Origin of the sequence: Vibrio sp. MMH1-50, assembly GCF_022347645.1 — a bacterium.
GTDB lineage: Bacteria > Pseudomonadota > Gammaproteobacteria > Enterobacterales > Vibrionaceae > Vibrio > Vibrio harveyi.
On the sequence record NZ_JAKRGG010000007.1, the window covers coordinates 101,882 to 125,640 of the forward strand.

General features: G+C 47.6%; 15 protein-coding genes. 8 read left to right on the plus strand and 7 right to left on the minus strand.

The window, feature by feature from the left end; genetic code table 11:
• Positions 1-7: 7 nt before the first annotated feature.
• The 7 genes from rpiA to MHO32_RS07795 form a co-directional block, all read right to left on the minus strand.
• Entirely contained in the window at positions 8-703 is a 696-nt protein-coding gene (rpiA, locus tag MHO32_RS07765) for a ribose-5-phosphate isomerase RpiA (protein ID WP_009697920.1), read from the minus strand.
• A complete protein-coding gene (tkt, locus tag MHO32_RS07770) occupies positions 703-2,700 on the minus strand; it encodes a transketolase (protein WP_239211065.1) in 1,998 nt (665 codons plus the stop codon). The genes rpiA and tkt overlap by 1 nt, the downstream gene beginning before the upstream one ends.
• 12 nt (positions 2,701-2,712) lie before the next feature.
• Positions 2,713-3,666, minus strand: a complete 954-nt coding sequence (gene tal / locus MHO32_RS07775; protein ID WP_009697922.1) for a transaldolase — start codon at positions 3,664-3,666, stop codon at positions 2,713-2,715.
• Between the two features lie 4 nt (positions 3,667-3,670).
• Complete coding sequence (locus tag MHO32_RS07780; protein ID WP_017189624.1) at positions 3,671-4,405, minus strand: HAD family hydrolase; 735 nt, start codon at positions 4,403-4,405, stop codon at positions 3,671-3,673.
• Positions 4,406-4,428: 23 nt separating this feature from the next.
• Positions 4,429-5,586 (minus strand): iron-containing alcohol dehydrogenase, encoded by a 1,158-nt coding sequence (locus tag MHO32_RS07785; protein WP_239211066.1) that lies wholly within the window; start codon positions 5,584-5,586, stop codon positions 4,429-4,431.
• 71 nt (positions 5,587-5,657) lie between these two features.
• Positions 5,658-6,368 carry a ribulose-phosphate 3-epimerase gene (locus MHO32_RS07790; protein ID WP_005453033.1) on the minus strand — a complete coding sequence of 237 codons (711 nt, stop codon included), beginning with the start codon at positions 6,366-6,368 and terminating at the stop codon, positions 5,658-5,660.
• A 9-nt stretch (positions 6,369-6,377) separates the two neighbouring features.
• Positions 6,378-7,223 carry a Cof-type HAD-IIB family hydrolase gene (locus tag MHO32_RS07795; RefSeq protein ID WP_239211067.1) on the minus strand — a complete coding sequence of 282 codons (846 nt, stop codon included), beginning with the start codon at positions 7,221-7,223 and terminating at the stop codon, positions 6,378-6,380.
• Between the two features lie 212 nt (positions 7,224-7,435).
• Between MHO32_RS07795 and ulaR the strand changes: the two genes are divergently transcribed.
• The 8 genes from ulaR to MHO32_RS07835 all read left to right on the plus strand — a co-directional run bounded on the left by ulaR (position 7,436) and on the right by MHO32_RS07835 (position 23,715).
• Positions 7,436-8,212 carry an HTH-type transcriptional regulator UlaR gene (gene ulaR / locus MHO32_RS07800; protein ID WP_005453036.1) on the plus strand — a complete coding sequence of 259 codons (777 nt, stop codon included), beginning with the start codon at positions 7,436-7,438 and terminating at the stop codon, positions 8,210-8,212.
• A gap of 291 nt (positions 8,213-8,503) precedes the next feature.
• Positions 8,504-8,944 (plus strand): PTS sugar transporter subunit IIA, encoded by a 441-nt coding sequence (locus MHO32_RS07805; RefSeq protein ID WP_021018112.1) that lies wholly within the window; start codon positions 8,504-8,506, stop codon positions 8,942-8,944.
• An 11-nt stretch (positions 8,945-8,955) separates the two neighbouring features.
• The gene (locus tag MHO32_RS07810; protein WP_239211069.1) at positions 8,956-10,356 is read left to right on the plus strand and encodes a fructose-specific PTS transporter subunit EIIC; all 1,401 of its coding nucleotides are present in this window, start codon (positions 8,956-8,958) and stop codon (positions 10,354-10,356) included.
• A 121-nt stretch (positions 10,357-10,477) separates the two neighbouring features.
• Positions 10,478-13,309, plus strand: coding sequence for a GH92 family glycosyl hydrolase (locus MHO32_RS07815; RefSeq protein WP_045406004.1), 2,832 nt, complete (start codon positions 10,478-10,480; stop codon positions 13,307-13,309).
• Positions 13,310-13,442: 133 nt separating this feature from the next.
• Complete coding sequence (locus MHO32_RS07820; RefSeq protein ID WP_239211081.1) at positions 13,443-15,863, plus strand: GH92 family glycosyl hydrolase; 2,421 nt, start codon at positions 13,443-13,445, stop codon at positions 15,861-15,863.
• A gap of 47 nt (positions 15,864-15,910) precedes the next feature.
• The gene (locus MHO32_RS07825) at positions 15,911-18,616 is read left to right on the plus strand and encodes a GH92 family glycosyl hydrolase (RefSeq protein ID WP_045454298.1); all 2,706 of its coding nucleotides are present in this window, start codon (positions 15,911-15,913) and stop codon (positions 18,614-18,616) included.
• Between the two features lie 72 nt (positions 18,617-18,688).
• Positions 18,689-21,145, plus strand: a complete 2,457-nt coding sequence (locus tag MHO32_RS07830; RefSeq protein WP_021484329.1) for a GH92 family glycosyl hydrolase — start codon at positions 18,689-18,691, stop codon at positions 21,143-21,145.
• Between the two features lie 89 nt (positions 21,146-21,234).
• Entirely contained in the window at positions 21,235-23,715 is a 2,481-nt protein-coding gene (locus tag MHO32_RS07835; protein ID WP_239211085.1) for a GH92 family glycosyl hydrolase, read from the plus strand.
• Positions 23,716-23,759 lie beyond the last annotated feature (44 nt).

The window sequence follows — 23,759 nt, forward strand, 5'->3', positions numbered from 1 at the left end:
CAGGCTCTCAATTTACCGATAACCAACGAACGCCTTGTGTATTTGAAAACGCCATATAGTGCGCACGGCATTGAGAAAATATGCCATTCTCAACCACACCTGAAAGGGAGTTCAGTCGCTGTTCTAATTCGGTTGGCTCACTCATATCTAGACCAGAAACATCCAAAATGATATTGCCATTATCAGTAACGCAATCAGGGCGTTGCAAAGGACGACCACCAAGGGATTTTAAGGCGAGAATAACTGGCATTTTCGCCGCTGGGAGGACTTCAATTGGCAGAGGGAATCTCCCCAACGTCTCCACTAAACGTCCTTCATCTGAGATGGTGATAAAGCACTTAGTCATAGAGGCAATGACTTTTTCACGCCCTAAAGCCGCGCCTCCACCTTTGATTGTGATGCCGTTTGTTAACCCTTCATCAATGCCATCAACGTAATAATCCACGTACAAGCAGTCTGCGAGAGGGATTTCTTTCAAACCTGAACTCTGGATGGCTTTAGAAGAGCGTTCTGAACTTGATACACAGTGAGCAAACGCCACGCCACTAGCTGCCAATAATTGGACAAATACTTCTGCTGTTGCACCTGTACCAATTCCAATAACCGTATCTGGAGTGACATTTTGTAGAATGTGGTCCAAGGCTGCTTTCGCAGCCTTGACTCTTACACATTCATCCACCGTATTTGTGATGAAAGTTTCCATTACGCGTTCTCCATCATACGCTTGGCAGTATCCACAACGTTTGCCACAGTAAAGCCGTACATTTCAAAGAGCTGATCAGCTGGTGCAGACTCACCAAAGCTCGTCATACCGATGATCTCTCCTTGTAAGCCAGCGTACTTAAACCAGTAATCTCGAATACCAGCTTCAATCGCGATACGCTTGGTCACATTGGTTGGGAGAACGTGTTGTTGGTATTGTGCACTCTGCGCGTCAAACACGTCGGTTGCAGGCATCGAAACCACACGACAGCGAACATTGTTCAACTGCGCCTTTGCGTCCATAGCAAGAGCAACTTCAGAACCCGTGGCAATGAGAATAAGCTCAGGTTCACCGTCACAGTCGGACAAGATGTAACCACCTTTCGCGATGCTTTCTAATGTCTCCTCATCACGCTCAAATTGAACAAGATTCTGGCGCGAGAAAATCAGTGAAGTTGGACCATCCGTTCTCTCGACAGCGGCTTTCCAAGCGACTGCGGTCTCGACTTGGTCACAAGGACGCCATGTGCTCATGTTTGGCGTTAAACGCAGTGATGCGATTTGTTCCACAGGTTGATGCGTTGGACCATCTTCACCCAAACCAATTGAATCATGCGTGTAGACAAAGATGCTGCGTTGCTTCATCAATGCGGCCATACGCAATGCATTACGTGCGTATTCCATAAACATTAAGAATGTGCCGCCATAAGGAATAAAACCGCCGTGGAGAGCAATGCCATTCATCATGGCTGACATGGCAAATTCACGAACTCCGTAACTAAGGTAATTACCTGAAGCATCCTGAGCGGTAATTGCTTTTGAACCAGACCAATTCGTTAGGTTTGATGGAGTTAGATCTGCCGAGCCACCTAGGAATTCAGGTAAGTGCGCGCCGAAGGCCTCAATCGCGTTTTGCGATGCTTTGCGAGTCGCGATAGTCGCAGGTTTGGCTTGCAAAGTTTTAATCACATCTTCACTGATTTGAGCCCAGTTTTCTGGTAGGTCGCCCTTTACTCGACGATTAAACTCTGCTGCCAGCTCTGGGTATGCCGATTCATATTCCACAAAGCGATTCGCCCATTGCGCTTCCGCATCTTTACCTGCAACTTTGGCATCCCACGCTTGATAGATTTCATGCGGGATTTCAAACGGGGCGTATTCCCAACCTAGGTTTTGACGTACTAGCGCTACCTCTTCTTCACCTAACGGTGCACCATGACAATCGTGGCTTGCTGATTTGTTTGGCGATCCAAAGCCAATAATGGTTTTACAGCAAATTAACGTTGGCTTACTGGTTTCTGCCTGAGCCTCTAGAATCGCTTGGCGAATTGATTGAGCGTTATGACCATCAACATCCGCAATGACGTGCCAACCATATGCTTCAAAACGTTTAGGTGTATCATCCGAAAACCATCCCTCAACCTCGCCATCAATTGAGATGCCATTGTCATCCCAAAACGCAATCAGCTTGCCTAAACCTAATGTGCCAGCTAACGAACAAGCTTCGTGGGAAATGCCTTCCATCATGCAGCCATCACCCATAAACACATAAGTGTGGTGGTCAACGATCTCATGACCAGGACGGTTAAACTGATCAGCTAATACCTTCTCAGCGAGTGCCATACCAACCCCATTGGTAATGCCTTGACCTAGCGGACCAGTCGTTGTTTCAATCCCCGGTGCATAACCATATTCTGGATGTCCCGCCGTCTTTGCATGCAACTGACGGAAAGATTGAATATCTGCCATCGTCAAATCATAGCCAGACAAATGCAATAAGCTGTAAATCAGCATAGAGCCATGACCGTTAGAAAGAATAAAACGGTCACGATCCGGCCAATTAGGGTTGGTGGGATTATGTTTTAGAAAATCACGCCACAGAACTTCCGCAATATCCGCCATGCCCATCGGTGCACCAGGGTGACCAGAGCCAGCTTTTTGCACCGCATCCATACTCAATACACGAATCGTGTCTGCAAGTTTATTTCGAGAGATCATCTTCACTTCTCCTTACAGACGTGCTTCAATCATTGCTTCTAGTTTGCCTTGGTCTACGGCAAAGTTACGAATACCCTCAGACAACTTCTCTGTCGCCATTGGATCTTGGTTCATTTCCCAACGGAACTCAGCTTCAGTCATTGCCGTTGGCGCAGGGTTCACATTCGTGCGTTGAGCATAAAGCTTTGGTTCAACCTCACCTTCTTGCGCTGCAAGTTGATCTAAGATTGCAGGACCAATCGTTAGACGATCACAGCCAGCTAGAGCGAGCACTTCGTCAGCATTACGGAAGCTAGCACCCATAACCACAGTGTTGTAGCCATGATCTTTGTAGTAGTTGTAAATCTTAGAAACCGAGACAACACCCGGGTCTTCATGTGGAAGGTATTCTTTTTGATCAGTATTGTTTTTGTACCAATCTAAGATACGACCAACAAATGGAGAGATAAGGAATGCCCCCGCTTCTGCACACGCTTTTGCCTGAGCAAAGTTAAACAGCAGCGTTAGGTTACAGTTAATACCTTCTTTTTCGAGTACTTCTGCTGCACGAATGCCTTCCCATGTTGACGCCAGCTTGATCAAAATGCGCGCTTTCTCAATGCCAGCTTCTTGGTACATGGCGATCAATTTTCGCGCTTTCACCAAACTGGATTCTTTATCAAATGATAAGCGAGCATCAACCTCAGTAGAGATACGCCCTGGTACGGTTTTTAAGATTTCTACGCCGATGTTGACCGCCAATTTATCGCTTGCATCGATGATCTGCTGTGCTCTATCTGCGCTTTGTTTTTTCGCCCATTCAATCGCATCTACAATCAAGTGATCGTATTGAGGCATCTCTGCCGCTTTAAGCACTAATGAAGGGTTTGTCGTCGCATCTTGAGGCTGGAATGCAGCAATCGCATCAATGTCACCAGTATCAGCAACAACCGTTGTGTATTTTTTCAATTGTTCTAATTTGTTCATAACTCTATCTCGATAAGTTGATAATCAATTGCGCTAGCGAAATTTGACTCATTGACGATAAAACAATGTCTGCATGCGAGACATCTAAGTGCTGAGTCAGGTAATTGGTTACCGCAACTGTTGAAATACCTGCCGCTCGAGCCGCTGTAACTCCTGGAGGAGAGTCCTCAAAGGCAATGGCTTGACTGGCAGAAACTCCGAGTTTTTCTAGGCTAGTGAGATAAACGTCCGGAGATGGCTTACGACGTTCAATCGAGATTTCTTCTGCTCCGGTGAAACAGTCAAAGTAATGTTCTAAATTCAGGCGCTTCAGAATCGGCATGTAATGCTCGTATTCAGAACTTGTTGCTAACGCCATCTTAAGCTCCATTTGCTTTGCTGTGTCTAGATAGCAGCGAACACCTTTTCGTTCTGTTTGAAGTGCAATCAGTCGATAAGCATGACTAAAGACTTGTTGTCTGATTTCATCATCAGATAACACTTGCTTTGAATGATATCGATAAAGGTCACAAAGAGAGGTTGCTGGTACTGAGCTCCCAACTAGACCAGCAACCTGGAGTGGCGAAACATCAATCCCGAATGGCTTCATTAGAGCTTCCCAGGCCCTAAACAAACAGGTTTCTGTATCGACGAGTAGACCATCGAAATCGAAGATTAACGCTTGAATATCACGACGTTTGATGTCCTCTCTATCCACATTCAACGCTGCAAATTTCATTGTTTTTACTTCGTTTTCCATGTTCTCAACCCCTTTTTGTTCTGCTATACCAAGCTGGCGTGCAGAATCGTTTTCATCTCTTCGCCCGTTGTCAAAGGTAGGTTGAAGCAGAACGCTGGTTCTAATGCCTTTACGTCTTCCTCTGTGACTCCTACCTGCGTTAGGTTGTGCTCTAAACCAATTTGCCCTAAAAACGTGACTAAGTGCGTTGCTAGCGATTGCGCTTTTTCTTCAGTGCTTCCCACGGCACCAAATAGCTCAGCAACTTTTGCGTAACGTTCTGGTTGTTTACGCCATTGCAGTTGAACATAAGCGGGATAAATCACCGCTAGTGTCAAACCATGAGGTAAATTCGTTTTTCTACTACCTAAGATTTCACCTAGAGGATGCGGTGCGCCTGCGCCACCATTAGCCAAGGAGATCCCAGCCAACGTATCAGCGCTTGCCAATCGACAACGACCTTCGATATCGGAGCCGTTCTTCACAACAGCAGGCAAGTTTTCTACCACCAGCTTCATGGCTTCTAGCGCCAAACTATCAACTAATGGTGAAGGCTTTGTGCCGGTGTACGACTCAAACGCATGTGAAAACGCATCAAAACCAGTCATCGCTGTCATACGAGGTGGTAAGGTCAGCATTAATTCAGGATCAATAATGGCTTCACATGGATAAAAATCAGGATGGAACAATGTCAGTTTTGAGTGGCTATCAAGATCAGTAATAACCGCTGCATGAGTAACCTGAGAGCCCGTTCCAGATGTTGTTGGTATCGCAATCAAAGGCACAGTTGATGCTGGCAGCGCCTTAATATCACCAAAAGGCGAATCATAATTTTTAAACCAGTGTGCCCAATCAATTGTGTCAACCTTCATGGTTGCTGCGATGATCTTCGCGGTATCGATCGATGAACCACCGCCAATGGCAAGTACAACGTCACAGTCAGCTTCGATACCAACTTGTCGTCCAAGCTCAACAACCGTCGTTGGCGGATTAGGTACAACGCCATCGAAGTGCGTTACATGAATATCTTGTTCGGCAAGCAAAGCAAAAATACGCTCATAAGCTGGTTTAACTGCTTCAAATATCGGTTCAGAGACAATCAAACAGCGTCGACCGTATTTGGCAATCATATGACCAATTTGGCTCACATTGCCCGGGCCAAAGCTCAGCTTAGTCGGTTGGTAGTGATTAAAATGTGTCATGGCAATTCCTTGGTTGGTGTCGAGCCGGAGCATTTCGAGGGGGAAGTTCAGCCCGACACCATTAACTCTAATTAAGCTAGTTCAGCGGCAACGGCTTCTTCAGCAGCATTCAGTGCAGCACGGAAATCTTTTACGCCAGCTGTAATGCCTTCTTTGTGACCGAAGATGTTGGTTGATGCCACCATCACATCAATGTCTTCTTTCAACAGCGGCTCTAGGTTGTGGTTACGGATACCACCGTCAACACACAATTCACAGTTAGGGTTACGCTCGTTAATTAGCTGACGCGCTTCGCGAATCATTTCAATCGCAGACTCACGCCATAACCATTCATCGTTGTTCACGCCATGAATAACAATGTGTAGTCGGTCTAGGTAGTAAATTGCTTCTTTAACGAAAGAGACAGGAGTAAAACAGCCAACGGTTAGACCAAACTTCATGTTGTAGTCACGGCAGTACTTCATCATGTACGCCAATGGCGCACCCAAGAAGTTCTCTGCTGGAAGAATCAGCATGTCTGCGCCAGCTTTAGCAATCTTTTCTACAAATAGACGATCACAATCTTTAAAGTAAGCGTGGACTTCGATTGGCTTATCCGTGTACTGACGAATACCTTCAACGATTTGATGACCACCCATAAGCTGCATGTTTTTCAAATCATGCATATCAGCAGCATCACAGTGAATGTAATCCGCACCCGCGTCAGACACTTCTTTTACGATATCTGCGATGTGGCCGTAATCTACGTGTGCAAGACCTGCTGCGATTTTTACTTTTTTCATTGTGTTTCCTTAATAGAAGTAAGAGTGTTGGCATGAATGCTGACCTTCAGACACGATCAATCTGAGGTACTGCCCAATGCCGCAACCGTTGTTATCTGTGACAATTAAGTTCGCTAACCCACGAATGGCTGGACTAGCGTTTTCCATTGCTACGGGTTCTCCAACAACGCGTAACATTTCTGCATCGTTGTCTCCGTCACCAAAAGCAATGGTGTATTTCGGATTCAGGTTGAGTTGATTAAGTAGGTGAAGAGTTGCGGTGCCTTTGTTCGCTCCCTTCGCTGTGATATCAAGCTTGTTCGGCGTTGAAAGATCGGCTTGTACATGATGATGAATCAGCGCATCACGTAATTCACAGAGAGCGACTTTGTCTTCGCTAGAGACCAAGACTTTATATACATCACCACATTCATTAAGTAGTGAACGAACACTCGGTACAATTTTCATGTTGTCCTCAACGCCCAGTGCCAACATCTGTTGCTGAAGACCTAGGAAGTGTTCAGATTGTTGAGTCGCAAAAATGCCGTTTTCGCAGTAAAGCGTGAAATAAAACTGACCAATATTGAGAGTGTCGAGTAATGCATTGAGTACATTTGAACCAATGACTTGGCTATCGTTGATGCTGCCTTGAACAGGGTCAAACTGGTAGGCTCCATTACAGCAAATCATCGGCAGTTCAATGCCAAGCTGCTTGGCAAAAGGAAGCATCAGGTTATGTGGACGACCACTTGCTAATGTGACTTTATAACCTTCACTAATCGCAAGTTTGATCGCTTCGATATTGTTACTACTGATCTGATTATGGTCATTTAACAGTGTGCCATCTAAATCGATAATGATTGCTTGATACTTCATCTTGGTCCCCAATGACTCTTTGTGACGCAAAATGACTATAAACGGTCAAATAACGTCACGTAAAGTCATTTTTGACTTAAAATGATTCAAAACAGGCTAAAGATCACAAAAATCGGTCACAAACAATTCAAAAAACGTCATTTTGATTTTTTATTTGCTCAAAACGTCAAATTCGGTCAAAATTGGTCAAAACAAAAATCAAGGACTTAACTATGAATGAAGCTCAGCGTCATAGAAGGCTTTTGGAGTATCTAGAAAATCACACGTATATCAGCACGAGCGACTACGTTGAGATGCTTGATATTTCTCTATCAACAGCCCGACGCGACATAACAAAACTCGCAGAAGACGGGAAACTCACTAAGATCCGCAATGGTGCGGAAGTGATTAAATCAGAACAAGTAGCCACACAATCTCATGTTGCTTCTCATTTCATTCCTTCAGAAAAAGACATTGAGAATTTTGCAGCTAAATCTCGGATTGCCCAAGCCGCCGCTGAAATGTGTGATGAAGGTGATAGTGTGGTGGTAAGTGGCAGTAACACAACGTTATTGTTGGGTGACTATTTAGCTGGCAGCAACATTCAAGTGGTGACCAACTTTATGCCACTTGCTTACCAACTCATTCAGAAGAAACATTCTAGTTTGATCATTCTAGGTGGGCAGTATCTACCAGAGCGTCATATTACCATCTCACCAGATGCTGAAAATACTGACGACTATTCAAGTCGTTACGTTTTCTTCACAGGTACCGGTGTTTCGAAAGCTGGCGTATACACTTCTGATCTCTTGGTTTACATGGCTGAGAAGAAACTATTGGAATACGGTGATCGTCTAGTAGCATTAGTCGATAGTAGCAAGATAGGCAAACACGGCGGAAAGCTTCTGGCTTCAGCCTCTCAACTTGATACCCTAATTACGGATCAAGGTGCCGATGAAACAACACTTAAAGCACTAGAAGAAGCTGGCGTTCAAGTAATTACGGTATAGCAACGTATTACCATAGACATAACAGCCGGAAGCAACAGTCATGTTCTTCCGGCTTTTTCAATTAATATTTGATTCCCTTCTCGTTTATTTTCAAGCTTCATTATTAATTTCAAAATAAATGGAATATAAGTCACAATACTAATTCCCTTCTAGCTCATTGATATTAATGACTTCTATCACACTTAGCTCTCAGTGATACAAAAATATAGTTATTGGATTTTTTTTACTATTTCAGAAAACCGTAACATTAATTAAATTTGCCTCATTACTTCAGTACCAATGAGTCAAAAAATGATTACAGAACTAACAAACGTCAATTTAATTAAAGGCAACCTTCAAGCAAATAATAAAAAAGAAGTCTTTGAAGAGCTAGCACAGATGCTATTCGAAAATAATCGAGTCAGCAGCAAAGAGGCTTTTTTAACCGACATCGAAGCGCGTGAAGCATTAAGCGTCACTTCAATGGACGGCATCGCTTACCCACACGCAAAAAGCAAAGCGGTTACCGAGCCTGCAATCGCTGTTGGCGTAAAGCGCGAAGGCATCGAGTATGGCGACGAAGAGGGAGTCAAACCGACCGTATTCTTCATGATTGCCTCACCAGATAACGGTGCCGACCACCATATTTATGTTCTTCAAGAATTGTTCGGTAAATTTAGCGAAGAGTTTATTGAAGATATTCATAACGCAAAAGACGAAAACCAAATACTAAATATTTTAATTAATTCATAAGGCGTGAAATTATGAGTACAATCACAGCTCAAGCTAGTAATAATAGCGATTTCAAAAAAATCCTAAGTACCATGAAAGGTCACCTTTTATTCGGTACTTCTCATATGCTTCCATTTATCGTTGCGGGTGGTGTACTACTAGCGCTAGCGGTAATGGCATCAGGTAAAGGTGCGGTTCCTGCGGACGGTTTATTGGCTGATATTTCTAATATCGGTATTAAAGGTCTGGTGCTGTTCCCAATTATTCTTGGTGGCTTCATCGGTTACTCAATTGCAGACAAACCAGCTCTAGCACCAGCGATGATCTCTTCTGGCATCATGGCTGACATGGGCGGCGGCTTCCTTGGTTGTATCGTAGCGGGCTTCATCGCAGGTGGTGTGGTATTCCAACTTAAGAAGATCCCTCTTTCTGCTAACATGACTGCGTTGGGCGCTTACTTCATCTACCCTCTACTAGGTACGCTTATCTCTGCAGGTATCGTTCTATGGGGTATCGGTGAGCCAATCAAGATCTTCATGGCTTCTATGAACGAATTCCTAGCTTCTATGGCTGGCGCTTCTAAAGTGGTTCTAGGTACGATTCTTGGTGGTATGACTGCATTCGATATGGGCGGCCCAATCAACAAAGTAGCAACGCTATTCGCTCAAACTCAAGTTGATACTCAACCATGGCTAATGGGTGGTGTTGGTATCGCAATCTGTACGCCTCCTCTAGGTATGGCACTAGCAACATTCCTATTCAAGAAGAAGTTCACTAAGCAAGAACAAGAAGCAGGTAAAGCAGCAGCAATCATGGGTTCTATCGGTATCTCTGAAGGTGCTATCCCATTCGCAGCAAACGACCCTGTACGCGTTCTTCCTTCAATCGTTGCTGGTGGTATCGTTGGCTGTGTGTTCGGCTTCCTAACAGACGTACTGCTACACGCACCATGGGGCGGTCTAATCACAGCTCCTGTATCAAGCAACATCCCAATGTACGTTGTGGGTATCGCACTAGGCTCACTAACGACAGCAGTTATCGTTGGCTTCTGGAAACCAGTTGCTGAAGAAGAAGCAGAAGACGAAATCGCAGAAGCAGCACCTGTACAAGCTCAAGCGGCTCCAGCAGCAGGCGAAGGCGAGTACGACATCGTAGCAGTAACATGTTGCCCATCTGGCGTAGCACACACATTCATGGCAGCGAAAGCACTAGAGAAAGCAGGTGCAGCAGCGGGTCTGAAAATCAAAGTAGAAACTCAAGGTCAAAACGGTATCCAGAACCGCATCACTGACCTAGATGTAGCAAACGCGAAGCTGGTTATTCTAGCTCACGATATCCAAGTAAAAGACGCTCACCGCTTTGCAAAAGCAAACGTTGTTGAGTGTTCAACGAAAGAAGCGATGCGTAACGCAGCGACTCTTGTGAAAGCTTAAACCTTAAGCTCCTCCCCCTAAGAGCCCTTTCCCCCAAAGGGCTCTATTTCAAGTTTTTAAGTTTTAGTAATACCCCTGATTTTTTTAACTATATAACCCTACAATTTACAAGGCTTTAAAAATGAAATTCAAACCTTCCCTACTCGCTTGCGCAGTTCTCAGTGGTCTAGTCGGTCTGACAGGCTGTAACGACGACACAACCAACATTTATGAAGGCGGTGACACCAACCCTGCACTGCCGGATATTCCTGACGGCGGCAAGCCAGTATGTCCTCCAGTTGGCGATGGCGACTGTGATGACAAGCCAAACCCAGAAACACCTGAAATCGACATGGGTGTTCACATCCCAGTAGATTTCGCCGATATGGACGTAACACGCTACGTCAACCCATTCATCGGCACAGGTAACCTAGGCAACACCTACCCTGGTGCAACCACACCACACGGCATGGTGCAGCTTTCTCCAAACAACGGTTCTAACGGCTGGGAATACATTTCAGGCTACTACTACCACGACGCACGTACTTCCGGTTTCTCTCATACCCACCTTTCCGGAGCAGGTGCTGGCGACTTGAACGACATTCTCGTCATGCCAATCAACTCGCGTTCGGATTACATGATTGATGAAGGTTCGGCAACGCTAAACCTAGAAGCGTCTCGCTTCCAACATCGTGACGAGCAAGCGACAGCAGGTTACTACAAAGTCGATCTATTGGATTACGACATCAAAGCTGAGTTGACGGCGTCGGATCGCGTTGGTGTGCACCGCTACACCTTCCCTCGTGATGAGAAGTCAGAAATCATCGTGAACACTGGCTTCAAAATTAACTGGGACTACACCTCAGATTCTTACTTGAAATGGGACAAGGACAATAACCGTCTTGAAGGTCACCGTTTCTCTGATGGTTGGGCACCAAGCCAAAAAGAATTCTTCGTGATGGAATTCGACCAACCAATCAAAAACGTTCGCTTTGCTTACTACGATAAAGAGCAAGGTCGTTACATGGACGTGCCAGAAGGCATTTCGGAAATCGGTAACGAGACTCGCGGCAAGTATCAGTACGCGCGCGCTTACGTAGAATTCGACACATCCAAAGACGGCTTGACGGTTGAAGCGAAATTGGCGCTATCAAACGTTGAGATTGGCGAGAATGGCAAGTCTGGTGCTTCTCTTAACATGACAGAAGTTGCGGGCATGAACTTCGACCAAGTACGCGAAGCGGCAACGAAGAAGTGGGAAGACGAACTAGGCAAGATCCAAGTCTCTGGCGACGAAGATTACAAACAGACGTTCTACACCGCGATGTACCACTCGTACCTAGGTCAAACCATTCACTCTGACTTAGATGGTCGCTACCGCCAAGTTCACCAAGGTCGCAACGCTTACCCAGATGGCAACACACCTTGGGGCGATAAGATTGATACGCTGAAAGAGTCAATCCGCACTGCCGATGCTAACAAAGATGGCAAAGCAGACTTCACGCGCTACGACACTTTCTCTTTGTGGGATACCTACCGCGCAGTTCAACCGCTGTCTTCGATTCTTGAGCCAGACCGCCTAGCAGACGTGGTGCTGTCTATGCTGTCTTACGCCGAAGAAGAATGGGTGGACGACAAAGGCAACGTGCGCAAAGGTCGCCTGCCTGAGTGGACATTCAAAGGCAACGAAACCGGCATGATGATGGGCATGCACTCAACGCCTGTGATTCATGATGTGTTGTCGAAAGGCTCACTAGAAAAACGCATGATCGATCTTGGCTTCACAGAAGCAGAACGCAAAGACGTGAAAGAGCGCTTAGTTGAAGCAATGATCACTGACGCGCGCGCAGCAACGAGCCAAGGCGTGGCATGGATCAAAGAGTACGAAGAACAAGGTTACGTGCCAGCGCAATTGCACGATACTCCACCAGATTCTTACGGCGGTCACTCACCATTTAAAGACTCTTGGACAGCATCTTACTCGCTTGAATACTCAATGAACGACTGGGCAATCGCACAATCGATCAAAGAAGTGTTCGGTGAAGAAGATCCACGCTACACCGAGTTCGCTAACCGTTCTAAAAACTGGCAAGCGCAATTCGACTTCGGTGGTAAGCAATACCAAGGTTGGTTCAAAGCCCGTGACTACGATGGCGAGTTTATCGATGCAGGCTGGGTAGACCCAATCACCGGTCGTGCGGTTGGTAAAGACTGGCGTCCAGACATGTTCAACTGGTCATTCTCTGAATCGAACGGCTGGCAATACTCGTTCAGTGTTCAGCACGACATTCATGGCTTGATTGACCTCATGACACGCTTCGATAAGACACAAAACCCTGAAGCAGAACGCGGTGACTTGTTCGCAGCACGCTTGGATGAGTACTGGTCAACCTACCCAGACCGCAACGCAGGCGACAACCAATTCCCAGTGTTCAACACAGGTAACGTTGGTCAGCACGTTCAAGGTAACGAACCAGATATCCACGTTCCGTACTTGTACAACTACGTAGGTCAACCTTGGAAAGGTCAGGCAGCCATCGCCGCAGCAACCAACATTTGCTACAAGAATACCGCTGACGGCATTTGTGGTAACGACGACTTCGGTACGCTCTCTGCGTGGTTCGTGTTCCGTGCGCTTGGCTTCTACCCAGTGAACGCTTCTTCTGGCATCTACGAAATCGGTACTCCGCTGTTTGAAAGCGCATCTATCGATGTCGGCAACAACCAGAAGTTCACGGTTACCGCGAAGAACGTTAGCCGCGAAAACATCTTCATTCAATCGGCTCGCTACAACGGCAAAGACTTCAACCGTACTTACCTGACTCATGACGAAATCATGTACGGCGGTGAGTTGGAGTTCGTGATGGGCGACAAACCAAATCAACGTTGGGGCTCTCTAGAGCAAGATCTTCCACCAGCACAAGGCATCGGTGAGTTCTTGCATGAAGACGAGATGCCAGCAGGTTCTCGTTAATCCCAATAGTGACAACTCAGCCGGGGGAGCGCATCTCCCGGCTATCCCTACAAGCAAATTTTATAAGCAGTCCTTTATAAACAGTCTCTTATAAACACTTTTAATATACGAATAACGACAAAACGGTATGCACATGTTTAAACGTAATCTTATCTCTTTGGCTATCCTGGTTGGTCTGACGGGTGGCTTGGCAGGCTGTAACAGCGACAACGATTCTTCCTCTTCACTGCCGGGCGATCCAATTGTTGATCTCGCGGTGTTGAAATACGTCGATCCAATGATCGGCACAGCAGCTTCTGGTCATACATTCCCGGGCGCGACGGTACCGGCAGGTATGGTTCAACTGTCTCCAGATACTTTCATCGGCTCTAACACAGACCATGAATCAGGACTTAACCCTTGGCACTCGGCTTCTGGCTACTGGGATTCATCCAACTACGAAACTGGCGAAGTAGTTAACACTGACGTTCCGCTGTACGGCTTCTCCCATACTCACCTTTCAGGTACAGGCGCAACGGACTTAGGCGACATCTTGGTTCTGCCATACGCAGACATGGCGAACACACAGCTGAACTCTTTCGACAAAGCCAATGAAGAAGCAAGCGCAGGCTACTACAAAACCAAGCTAAACCAAGGTCAAATCGAAGTAGAACTGAGCGCAACCAAACGCGTTGGCTTGCACAAATACACCTTTGCTGATGGCGCTGACCGTAACGTGAAGTTCGATTTGGGTCATACCCTAATGAACAACAACGGCAAATCTTTGAAGAACAAAGTAGAAGTGGTGGACGAATACACCATTCGCGGTCGTAAAACATCAACAGGCTGGTTCCAAGGGCAAGATCACCAAGGTCAGGACATCTTCTTCTACGCGAAATTTAACCAACCAATCGCCAAAGCACTGTTAGGCGAACAAGATCTAGAACCAACGCGCGAAATGCGTGATGGTGCGGTTTACTCAGGCGATGATCTGACCGCTTACCTAAACTTCGGCACTGGCGAAGAGCCAATTGAAATCCGCGTCGGTATCTCCCCAGTTAACTGGCAAGGCGCACAGAAAAACTTAGAAGCAGAAGCACCAAGTTTCGACCTAGCAAAAGTGAAAGAAGACGCAGAATACGCGTGGGCTGAGAAGCTAGCGAAAATCAAAGTTGAAGGCGGCACTGAAGCAGAGAAAACCAACTTCTACACTGGCATGTACCACATGATGATCGCGCCAATCGAGTTCTACGATGTGGATGGTCAATACGTGGATATGCTTGGCACGGTGCGCACGCTGAAAGATGGCGACACACCAAACTACTCGATTTACTCAACGTGGGATACGTTCCGCGCCGTTCACCCAATGTGGACCATCATCGACCCAGACCAAGCAACGCTATACGTGAAAGACTTGATTCGTAAATCCAACGACGAGTTTGGTTTATTGCCGAAATGGGAAGGTCATGGTTCAGAAACCGGCACCATGATCGGCTACCCATCGGCAGCGATTCTGGGCGATGCGGTGACCAAAGGCTTGATTGATGCAGAGCAAGCTTACACCGCATCAGTGAAATCAGCGCGTTACACACCGCATGAGTACCCACAGATTCATGACGACATACTAAGCTCACTTATGGCAGGTCAGTTGAACTACCACGAGAAAGAACAGTGTGTTCGTTACCCGAACTGGAACTCAGTGTCGTACTCGTTGGAATTCTCATTCTACGATTGGACGATCGCAGAAATGGCGAAAGCTGCTGGCGATATGGACGCGTATGAAGAGTTCAAAGCTCGTTCTTACAACTCTTTGAAACACTGGGATGCGAAAGCTGGTAACGCTGACGGTACGGGCTTCTTCGTACCAACAGAACTGAAAGAAGGCGACCCATGTGCGCTGAAATACGCTTCAACTGACTTCGACCCTTACAAGTCTGACGCGTTCTACTACACAGAAGGTAACGCGTGGCAGTGGCAATGGGCGTTCATGCAAGACTTGGACAAGCTGACTGAAATCATGGGCGGCACGCAAGGTCTGAACGACAAGCTGAACAACCTATTTACTGCCGATCCAAATGGCGGCGAAGCACACCAAGACATGACAGGCTACATCGGTCAGTACATTCACGGTAACGAGCCTTCGCACCACGTCATCTACTTGTACAACCGTACTGAAGAGTCTTACAAGGCGCAGGAATACCTAGACCAAGTTTACGACCAGTTCTACAAACCGACGCCAGACGGCATCATCGGTAACGAAGACGTAGGTCAAATGTCGGCGTGGTACTTGATGTCAGCACTGGGCTTCTACCAAATCTCGCCAACCGATCCAACCTACAGCATCGGTCGTCCAATCTTCGACAAAGCGACGGTAGACATTGGTTCTGGCACCTTCACGGTAACGGCTGAGAACAACGGTCCAGACAACATGTACATCAAAGAAGTGACCATCAACGGTAAGCCTCTGGATGTGTACAACACCTTCCAGCACAGCGAATTCAAAGCAGGCGGCGAACTGCACTTCGTGATGACAGCTGACAAGTCTGAAGCAATGCAAGCCAACCTAGGCGAATAATGATTTTGAGGGGACCTCATGTCCCCTTTTCTCGTGGAATAAAAACAATGAAACTAAAAAGAACCCTACTCTCTACTGCAGTGTTAACCGCCATGCTTGGTCTTGCTGGTTGTGGCAGCGACTCTGATCCAGAAACTCCAGTTATCTCTACCCCTACTTTGGAATTCGTTGATACCTTGATCGGCACCAAAGGTCTTGGCAACGTCAACCCATCTCCAGTCATGCCAGAAGGTATGATTCAACCTTCACCAGATAACTTCGATCCAAACGGTTGGAATGGTAAAGGCTCGCCTGTTGAATACGATCCTGTGCACAGCCTGCTTTCTGGCTTCTCAATGACTCACATTTCCGGCGCAGGTAAAGGCGACCTAAACGACTTCGCTTTCTTGCCATACACCGGCTTCAATACCGATGCCGTGACCATGGATAAAAGCTCGGAAGTGGCAGAAGTTGGTTACTACTCGGTTGATCTTGTAGAAACTGGCGTAAAAGCTGAACTGTCGGCAACCGACCGCGTGGCGTTCCAGCGTTACACCTTCAAGCCGGGTGAAGACCGCAAAGTGCGTATCGACCTGCAACACGAACTGTTGGAGCAATACGGCAACCATTCTCGCAGCATCTACTACAAACGCGTTAACGACACTACAGTCGTAGGCGCGCGTACCTCAAACGAATGGGGTCAATGGCAAACCGTGTTCTTCGCAGCAGAATTCTCTGATCCAATCATTGAAGAGAACCTGTACACCAAGCTGGCTTCTGAGAGCAAACTCACCCCAACTGACGCTACCGAAGTCGGCTTGGAAGACTACCGCGGCTACGCAGAGCACAAACCAATGCCGGGCGAACCAGAACCTGACCCAGAACGTTTGGCGAAACGCGCAAACGATGTCCTGACTCATTTGAACTTTGGTAAGAGCGATGAGCCATTGGTAGTCAAGGTAGCGATTTCTGGCACTGGCGTTGACGGCGCACTGAAAAACCTAGAAGCAGACACCAACGGCTGGGACTTCGACAACGTCGTACAACAAAACCGCGTGGCTTGGGAAAACATCCTTGGCGAGTTTGAACTGGAAGGCGGCAACAAAGCCGACAAGACCATGTTCTACACCTCGCTCTACCGTACGTTCGTTGCCCCATTCCTATACCAAGACGTGGATGGTAAATACCGTGGCATGGATGGCAAAGTGCACCAAGCAGAAGATGGCTTAGTGAACTACTCAGTGTACTCAATGTGGGATACCTTCCGCGCCGCACACCCACTGAAAACCATCATCGATAAAGACCGCGCGATTGAACACGCACGCGATCTATTGAACAAATACCAAACGGGCGGCGTGCTGCCAAAATGGGAACTGCACTCAGATTACACTGGTGAAATGGTCGGTCATCCTGCGGTTTCGGTTATCGCCGATATCATGGTCAAACACCCAGAAGCCTTTACTGCCGCTGAGTTTGATTTGGCACTGAAAGCCGCTGACGAAACCGTCAACTTCAACCTTGATAAAACAGAGAGCTGGGTGCCTTACCAAGACGCTTGGAACGGCGACAAACGCTTCACAGTAATGACGCGTCATAACGACTACCAAGAAGACGTCGGCTTTATTCCAGCTAACACCAAATGGGCGCCGGATTCTGGTGACAAACCGGGTTACGTGGAAGGCTTAAAAGTCGATAAGTACGACGAGCTTGTGAACGAATCGGTGTCTTACGGTCTTGAGAACGCTTACTACGACTGGTGTATCGCTCAGATCGCTAAACTTGCGGGCAACGACCAACAGTACGACCGCTACATGGCACGTTCTGAATCGTTCAAGAACTACTTCGATTACAACCCAGAGCAATACGGCAAACTGCAAGACACCAAAGGCAACGCATTGGGTGCGACGGGCTTTATGCGTCCGGCTTACATGAACAGCGGCAGCAAGGTTTGGGCGAACAACCTGAAAGCCGAATGTTTGGACGAGAACATGGCGCTGTCTATCCCAGACGGTATGGACTACAACGCGTGTAAAGACCGCAAAGCACTCAACGAAAGTGACGTGTTCTGGCCTTACCGCGCCGAGCACCGTGGTGAAGACTTCACCGAAGGCAATACATGGCAATGGACATGGTTTGCACCGCACAACTTGAACGGTCTGGCTAACGTGATGGGTGGCGAGCACATCGACCGCACTGACTTCTCTCTTCCTGAAGACGTAACCGAACAAGGCAAAGCGGCATTCCTCGCTAACCTGAATGCGCTGTTTAATGCGGACTCCAACGCCGATACGAGCCAATCACACGACATGTCTGGCTACATCGGTCAATTCGTGATGGGTAACGAGCCTGATCACCACGTTCCTTACCTATACAACTGGACGGCGGAACCTTGGAAGACACAAGAAATCGTCGATCAAGCGATGAACGAGTTCTACCACCCAACGCATGAAGGTCTGATTGGTAACGAAGACGTCGGTCAGATGTCGGCGTGGTATGTGATGTCTGCATTGGGCTTCTACCAAGTCACGCCGGGCGAAGCAAGTTACACCATCGGTCGTCCTCTGTTCGACAAAGCCGTGATTCCAGTCGCGGACGGTAAATTCACCATCACCTCAGAAAACAACAGCCAAGAGAGCATCTACGTGAAGTCGGTGACCATCAATGGCAAACAATTGAGTGACAACTTCAGCTTCGCGCACAGCGATTTGAAAGACGGTGGTGAGCTGCATTTCGTTATGACTTCAGACAAATCTGAAGCGATGAAAGCGCAGTAACTGATACCCATCCAAATAACGAAAGGGGGCATCTAGCCCCCTAAAAAACTTCACTTCAGTGGAACCATAAAAATGAAACTAAAAAGAACCCTTATCTCTACCGCTATACTCGCTGCCATGTTTGGTCTTGCTGGTTGTAACAGTGATGACGACAACAGCAAATCTGGAACCCCTTCCCTTGATACCACACTAACTCAATACGTCAATCCATTGATTGGTACAGGTGCAGACGGTCACACCTTCCCGGGGGCGGTTGTGCCTTACGGTTTGGTACAACTATCTCCTGATACCGAAATGGAAGGCTGGGGCTCTGCTGCAGGTTACTTCGACCACGGCAAGCTGACTGAAATCCCAGTGTATGGTTTTTCCCACACTCACCTTTCTGGAACAGGCATTACCGACCTTGGTGATATCTTAGTTCTGCCTTTCACCAAGAAAGAAAACGCCGTTTTCAATACCTTCGATAAAGACAACGAAACCGCAGAAGCGGGTTACTACGCGGTTGAACTGAACAAAGGCGAAATCAAAGCTGAGCTAACTACCACGCAACGTGTTGGCTTCCACCGCTACACCTTCAAAGAAGGCACTACGCCACACATCAAGTTCGATTTAGACCACACCCTCAACAAAGGTCACTTCAATAACCGCACCATGAAGGGCGATTTGGAGTTTATCGACGCTTACACCATTCGCGGTTTACGTAGCTCGAATGGCTGGGCGAACAACCAGCACGTCTACTTCTACGCCACCTTCAACCAACCTATCGTCAAAGCCATTGCTTTAGTTGACGGCGCAGAAACGGAAATCGATGTAAACAACGACAACATCGACGCAGTGAAAACCATCGCTTACCTAGAATTCGCACCATCATCAACACCGCTAGAAATCCAAGTAGGCTTGTCACCCACAGGCACAGAAGGTGCGGAGAAGAACCTAGAGGCAGAAGCGAAAGACGTGTCATTTGATACTGCGCGCGCTCAAGCCAACGATGCATGGCACCAAGAGCTTAGCCGCATGATGGTATCTGGCGGCACAGAAGATCAGAAAGAGATCTTCTACACCGCGCTTTACCACGCCTCTATCGCGCCAATGATTTTCCAAGATGTCGACGGTCAATACCCAGCGATGCGCACTCGCATTCAAAAAGACGCGGGCGACACACCAAACTACTCTGTGTACTCCATGTGGGATACCTTCCGTGCAGCGCATCCACTGAAAACCATTATCGATCCAGAACGTGCCGAAGAGTTTGCCAACGACTTGATTCGTAAATACGAAGATGGTGGCATCTTGCCGAAATGGGAACTGCACAGCCATTACACTGGCACTATGATCGGCTTCCCTGCGGTTTCTATCATTGCTGACGCGATGGCGAAAGGTTTAGACATCGACCCACAACTGGCCAAAGAAGCGGCTGAGTTTACGGTGCGTTACCACGAGGCGTCTGAGTTCCCAGATTGGACGGAAGACAACAACATCGGCGCAGCAAACGTTGTGCAAGTGAAAGTGTACGAAGAAAACGGCTTTGTTCACCACGGTTACTGGAACAGTGCGTCATACACGCTTGAGTTTGCTTATGGCGACTGGGCAATGGCAGAAATCGCGCGCATGGCTGGCGATGTAAAACTTCAAGAAGAGTTTATGACTCGTGCCGACAACTGGCTTAACCATTGGGATGCAGAGACAGGCTTCTTACGTCCGAAAAACCACCCGCTAAGCTCATCACCAAACAAACCGCCTTTGGAGTTCAACCAGCCGATTGATGAAGAGCGTTTGGATGAGTGTGAAATGGTTGAATGGCCTGAAGGCTCAGGCGTGATGAAAGAGAAATGCCCATTGCTACCATTCGACCCTTACTACGTGGACGAGTTTGCCTACACCGAAGGGAACGCGTGGCAATGGAAGTTCCAACCAATGCACGATTTCAACCGTCTGAAACAAGAAATCTACCAAGCAGACTTGGCGCAAGGCAAAGACACCACGCCAGAGAAAGCCTTCCGTGAAGACTTGGACGAGCTATTCAATGCGCGTTCTTCAAACACAGGTGAAGAACTGCCAGACCTAACGGGTTACATCGGTCAGTACATGCACGGTAACGAGCCATCGCACCACATTCCTTACCTATACGCGCTAACCGATGAGCCATGGAAAGCGCAAGAGTACCTAGACCGCATCATGTCAGAGATGTACACCAGCGAACCAACTGGTTTGATCGGTAACGAAGACGTGGGTCAGATGAGCTCTTGGTACTTGATGTCGGCAATGGGCTTCTATCAAGTGACGCCTGCGGATCCGGTCTACACCATTGGTCGCCCGATGTTCGATGAAATCACCATTCCAGTGGAAGGCGGCGAGTTCAACGTCATTGCAGACAACAACAGCCCACACAACAAGTACGTGAAGTCCGTAACCATCAACGGCAAGCCGCTGGATGCCAACTTCACCTTCAAACACAGCGAAATCAAAGCGGGCGGCGAGCTTCACTTCGTCATGACGGGTGACAAGCAAGAAGCGCTTCAAGCTCAGTAACGTTTTATGTAATTCGTGTTTAAAGAATAAGCAGATAGATTAACTCGGTGGCAGGAAGTGAGGCGCTTCCTGCCTAAGGAATCAAGATTATGAACTTTACGAAAACCGCTATCGCCACCGCTGTGATTGCAAGTGTTATTGGTTTGGCTGGCTGCAACGATGACGACGATAACACCTCACCAAGCGTCGATACTTCCAATCTAAAATACGTCGACCCATTCATTGGGACAGGGTTTAACGGACACACCTTCCCGGGGCCTGTTGTGCCAGAAGGCATGGTGCAACTTTCTCCAGATACCGAGCTTATCGGCTGGCACTCTTCATCAGGTTACCACTTTGATAAAAAGACCTTGTTTGGCTTCTCCCACACTCACCTATCCGGCACGGGGATGGGCGGCTTAGGTGACATTCTGTTCCTGCCGTTTACCGAAAACAAAGCTAAGTACATCGAAGACAGCGACGATTACCGCGAAGCGATTTCGGTCAAGATGGACAAAACCTCAGAAGTGGCAGAAGCGGGTTACTACTCTGTGAAGATTGCAGAAAACGGCATCAAAGCTGAGCTTACTGCTTCTGAACGTGTCGGCTTCCATCGTTACACCTACCCACAAGGTCAACCACAACGTTTGAAGATTGACCTCAACTCCATCCTAAACAGTGACTGGGGTTCGACCTCTCTGCGCAACAAACTGACGGTGAGCGAAGACGGTCATACCATCACAGGCGAGCGCGATGCAGCGCACTTCTCTGGCTGGGCGAAAAACCAAAAAATCTTCTTCTATGCAACTTTTGATAAGAAGATCAAAGACGTCTACATCCTTGCCAATGGTGAGCCTGTTGATGGCCTAACGGCAGAGCACGTTTCTGAATTGATTTACGATGACCAAGGCAATGCCATCAAGCGTGTCAAAGCGGACGTCACTGCCTACATCGAATTTGAAGATGAAGGCTCACAAGAGTTGAATGCTCAAGTGGCGTTATCTGCGGTTGACCCACAAGGCGCAGAAAACAACTACGATGCTGAAGCAAATGTCTCTTTCGATACTGCGCGTAACAACGCACGTGAGAAATGGGCAAAAGCACTCAACTTCTCTATCGAAGGGGGCACAGAAGATCAGAAAGAGATCTTCTACACCGCGCTTTACCACACCAAGATTGCGCCGATGGTGCATCAAGACGTGGATGGTCGATTCCGTGGCATGGGCAAAGGCTCGATTCGTGAAGGTGAAGGGGAATACTCCATCGCTTATGGTCAAGCAACAGAAGAGCAACCAAACTTCTCAGTTTACTCTCTATGGGATACCCAACGTGCATTACACCCACTAAAAACCATCACTGAACCAACCCGCGCGGTGCAATACGCGAAGAACCTAGTTCAGAAGTACACTGAAAGCGGCTTGCTGCCGAAGTGGGAGCACTTAGGTGACGAAACAGGCACCATGGTTGGCTACCCAGCGGTAGCAGTGATTGCGGATGCGATGACCAAATTCCCAGAAGAGTTTACTCAGCAAGAGAAAGAGCTGGCACTGAAAGCCGCGATCGACTCTTCGACTTACGACAACTACCCGGTACTGCAAGCAGATTGGGATCAGGGCGTATTGGATCGCACTTTAACCAAGCACATCGACTACATTGAGAAAAACGGCTTCACGCCTGCTATCCAGCGTGTCGATGGTGAACCAGTATTTGAAGACTACACGGTTGAGTCTGTTTCTTACGGTCTAGAAAACGCGTTCTACGATTGGGCTATCGCGCAAATCGCCAAAGCAGCCGGTGATACTCAAGCGGAAGAGCAATATCTTGAACGCTCAAAAGGCTACAAAAAATACTTCGATTACAACCCAACTGAATACGCAGAACATGGCGTGACGGGCTTTATGCGCCCAGTGATGATTGATGAAACCTTCATGACGCCATTCGACCCATACGGCACAGAACACGAGACAGGCAACTACACCGAAGGTAACGCGTGGCAGTGGACTTGGTTTGTACCGCATGACATCGCGGGCTTAAAAACCATCATGGGTGGCGATGCTGAGTTCCAGAAAAACCTAGAAGCAACCTTCACCGCAGAAAGCCAAGGCACTGAAACACCGGATATGTCTGGTTTGATTGGTCAAGTTGCGTTTGGTAACGAGCCTTCACACCACATTCCTTACCTATTCAACTGGACCGCAGAACCATGGAAGACGCAACAAGTCGTCGACCACATTCTTGATGACATGTATTTCGCTGCCCCAGAAGGCGTAGTTGGTAACGAAGACGTGGGCGCCATGTCCGCTTGGTATGTGATGTCTGCATTAGGCTTCTACCAAGTGAACGCAGCAGAACCTATTTACACTGTGGGTCGTCCGCTATTTGACAAAGCAGTGATTCCGGTGAAAGGCGGCACGTTCACCATCACCACAGAGAACAACGCCGATGACAACATGTACATCAAGTCCGTCACCATCAATGGCAAAGCTTTGGATAACGGTTTCTTCTTCGACCATTCCGAGTTCAAACCGGGTGGTGAGTTGCACTTCGTGATGACGGGCGATCAATCAGAAGCGATGAAAGCGCCTCAATAAACCTCTATCACTCTTCCCTCTTCAAAGGTCAGTTCGCAAGCGCT

What these genes read in the sequence shown, in the direction of transcription:
- rpiA (WP_009697920.1), bottom strand. Translation starts at nt 703, where the DNA reads ATGGAAACTTTCATCACAAATACGGTGGATGAATGTGTAAGAGTCAAG.
- tkt (WP_239211065.1), bottom strand. Translation starts at nt 2,700, where the DNA reads ATGATCTCTCGAAATAAACTTGCAGACACGATTCGTGTATTGAGTATG.
- tal (WP_009697922.1), bottom strand. Translation starts at nt 3,666, where the DNA reads ATGAACAAATTAGAACAATTGAAAAAATACACAACGGTTGTTGCTGAT.
- MHO32_RS07780 (WP_017189624.1), bottom strand. Translation starts at nt 4,405, where the DNA reads ATGGAAAACGAAGTAAAAACAATGAAATTTGCAGCGTTGAATGTGGAT.
- MHO32_RS07785 (WP_239211066.1), bottom strand. Translation starts at nt 5,586, where the DNA reads ATGACACATTTTAATCACTACCAACCGACTAAGCTGAGCTTTGGCCCG.
- MHO32_RS07790 (WP_005453033.1), bottom strand. Translation starts at nt 6,368, where the DNA reads ATGAAAAAAGTAAAAATCGCAGCAGGTCTTGCACACGTAGATTACGGC.
- MHO32_RS07795 (WP_239211067.1), bottom strand. Translation starts at nt 7,223, where the DNA reads ATGAAGTATCAAGCAATCATTATCGATTTAGATGGCACACTGTTAAAT.
- ulaR (WP_005453036.1), top strand. Translation starts at nt 7,436, where the DNA reads ATGAATGAAGCTCAGCGTCATAGAAGGCTTTTGGAGTATCTAGAAAAT.
- MHO32_RS07805 (WP_021018112.1), top strand. Translation starts at nt 8,504, where the DNA reads ATGATTACAGAACTAACAAACGTCAATTTAATTAAAGGCAACCTTCAA.
- MHO32_RS07810 (WP_239211069.1), top strand. Translation starts at nt 8,956, where the DNA reads ATGAGTACAATCACAGCTCAAGCTAGTAATAATAGCGATTTCAAAAAA.
- MHO32_RS07815 (WP_045406004.1), top strand. Translation starts at nt 10,478, where the DNA reads ATGAAATTCAAACCTTCCCTACTCGCTTGCGCAGTTCTCAGTGGTCTA.
- MHO32_RS07820 (WP_239211081.1), top strand. Translation starts at nt 13,443, where the DNA reads ATGTTTAAACGTAATCTTATCTCTTTGGCTATCCTGGTTGGTCTGACG.
- MHO32_RS07825 (WP_045454298.1), top strand. Translation starts at nt 15,911, where the DNA reads ATGAAACTAAAAAGAACCCTACTCTCTACTGCAGTGTTAACCGCCATG.
- MHO32_RS07830 (WP_021484329.1), top strand. Translation starts at nt 18,689, where the DNA reads ATGAAACTAAAAAGAACCCTTATCTCTACCGCTATACTCGCTGCCATG.
- MHO32_RS07835 (WP_239211085.1), top strand. Translation starts at nt 21,235, where the DNA reads ATGAACTTTACGAAAACCGCTATCGCCACCGCTGTGATTGCAAGTGTT.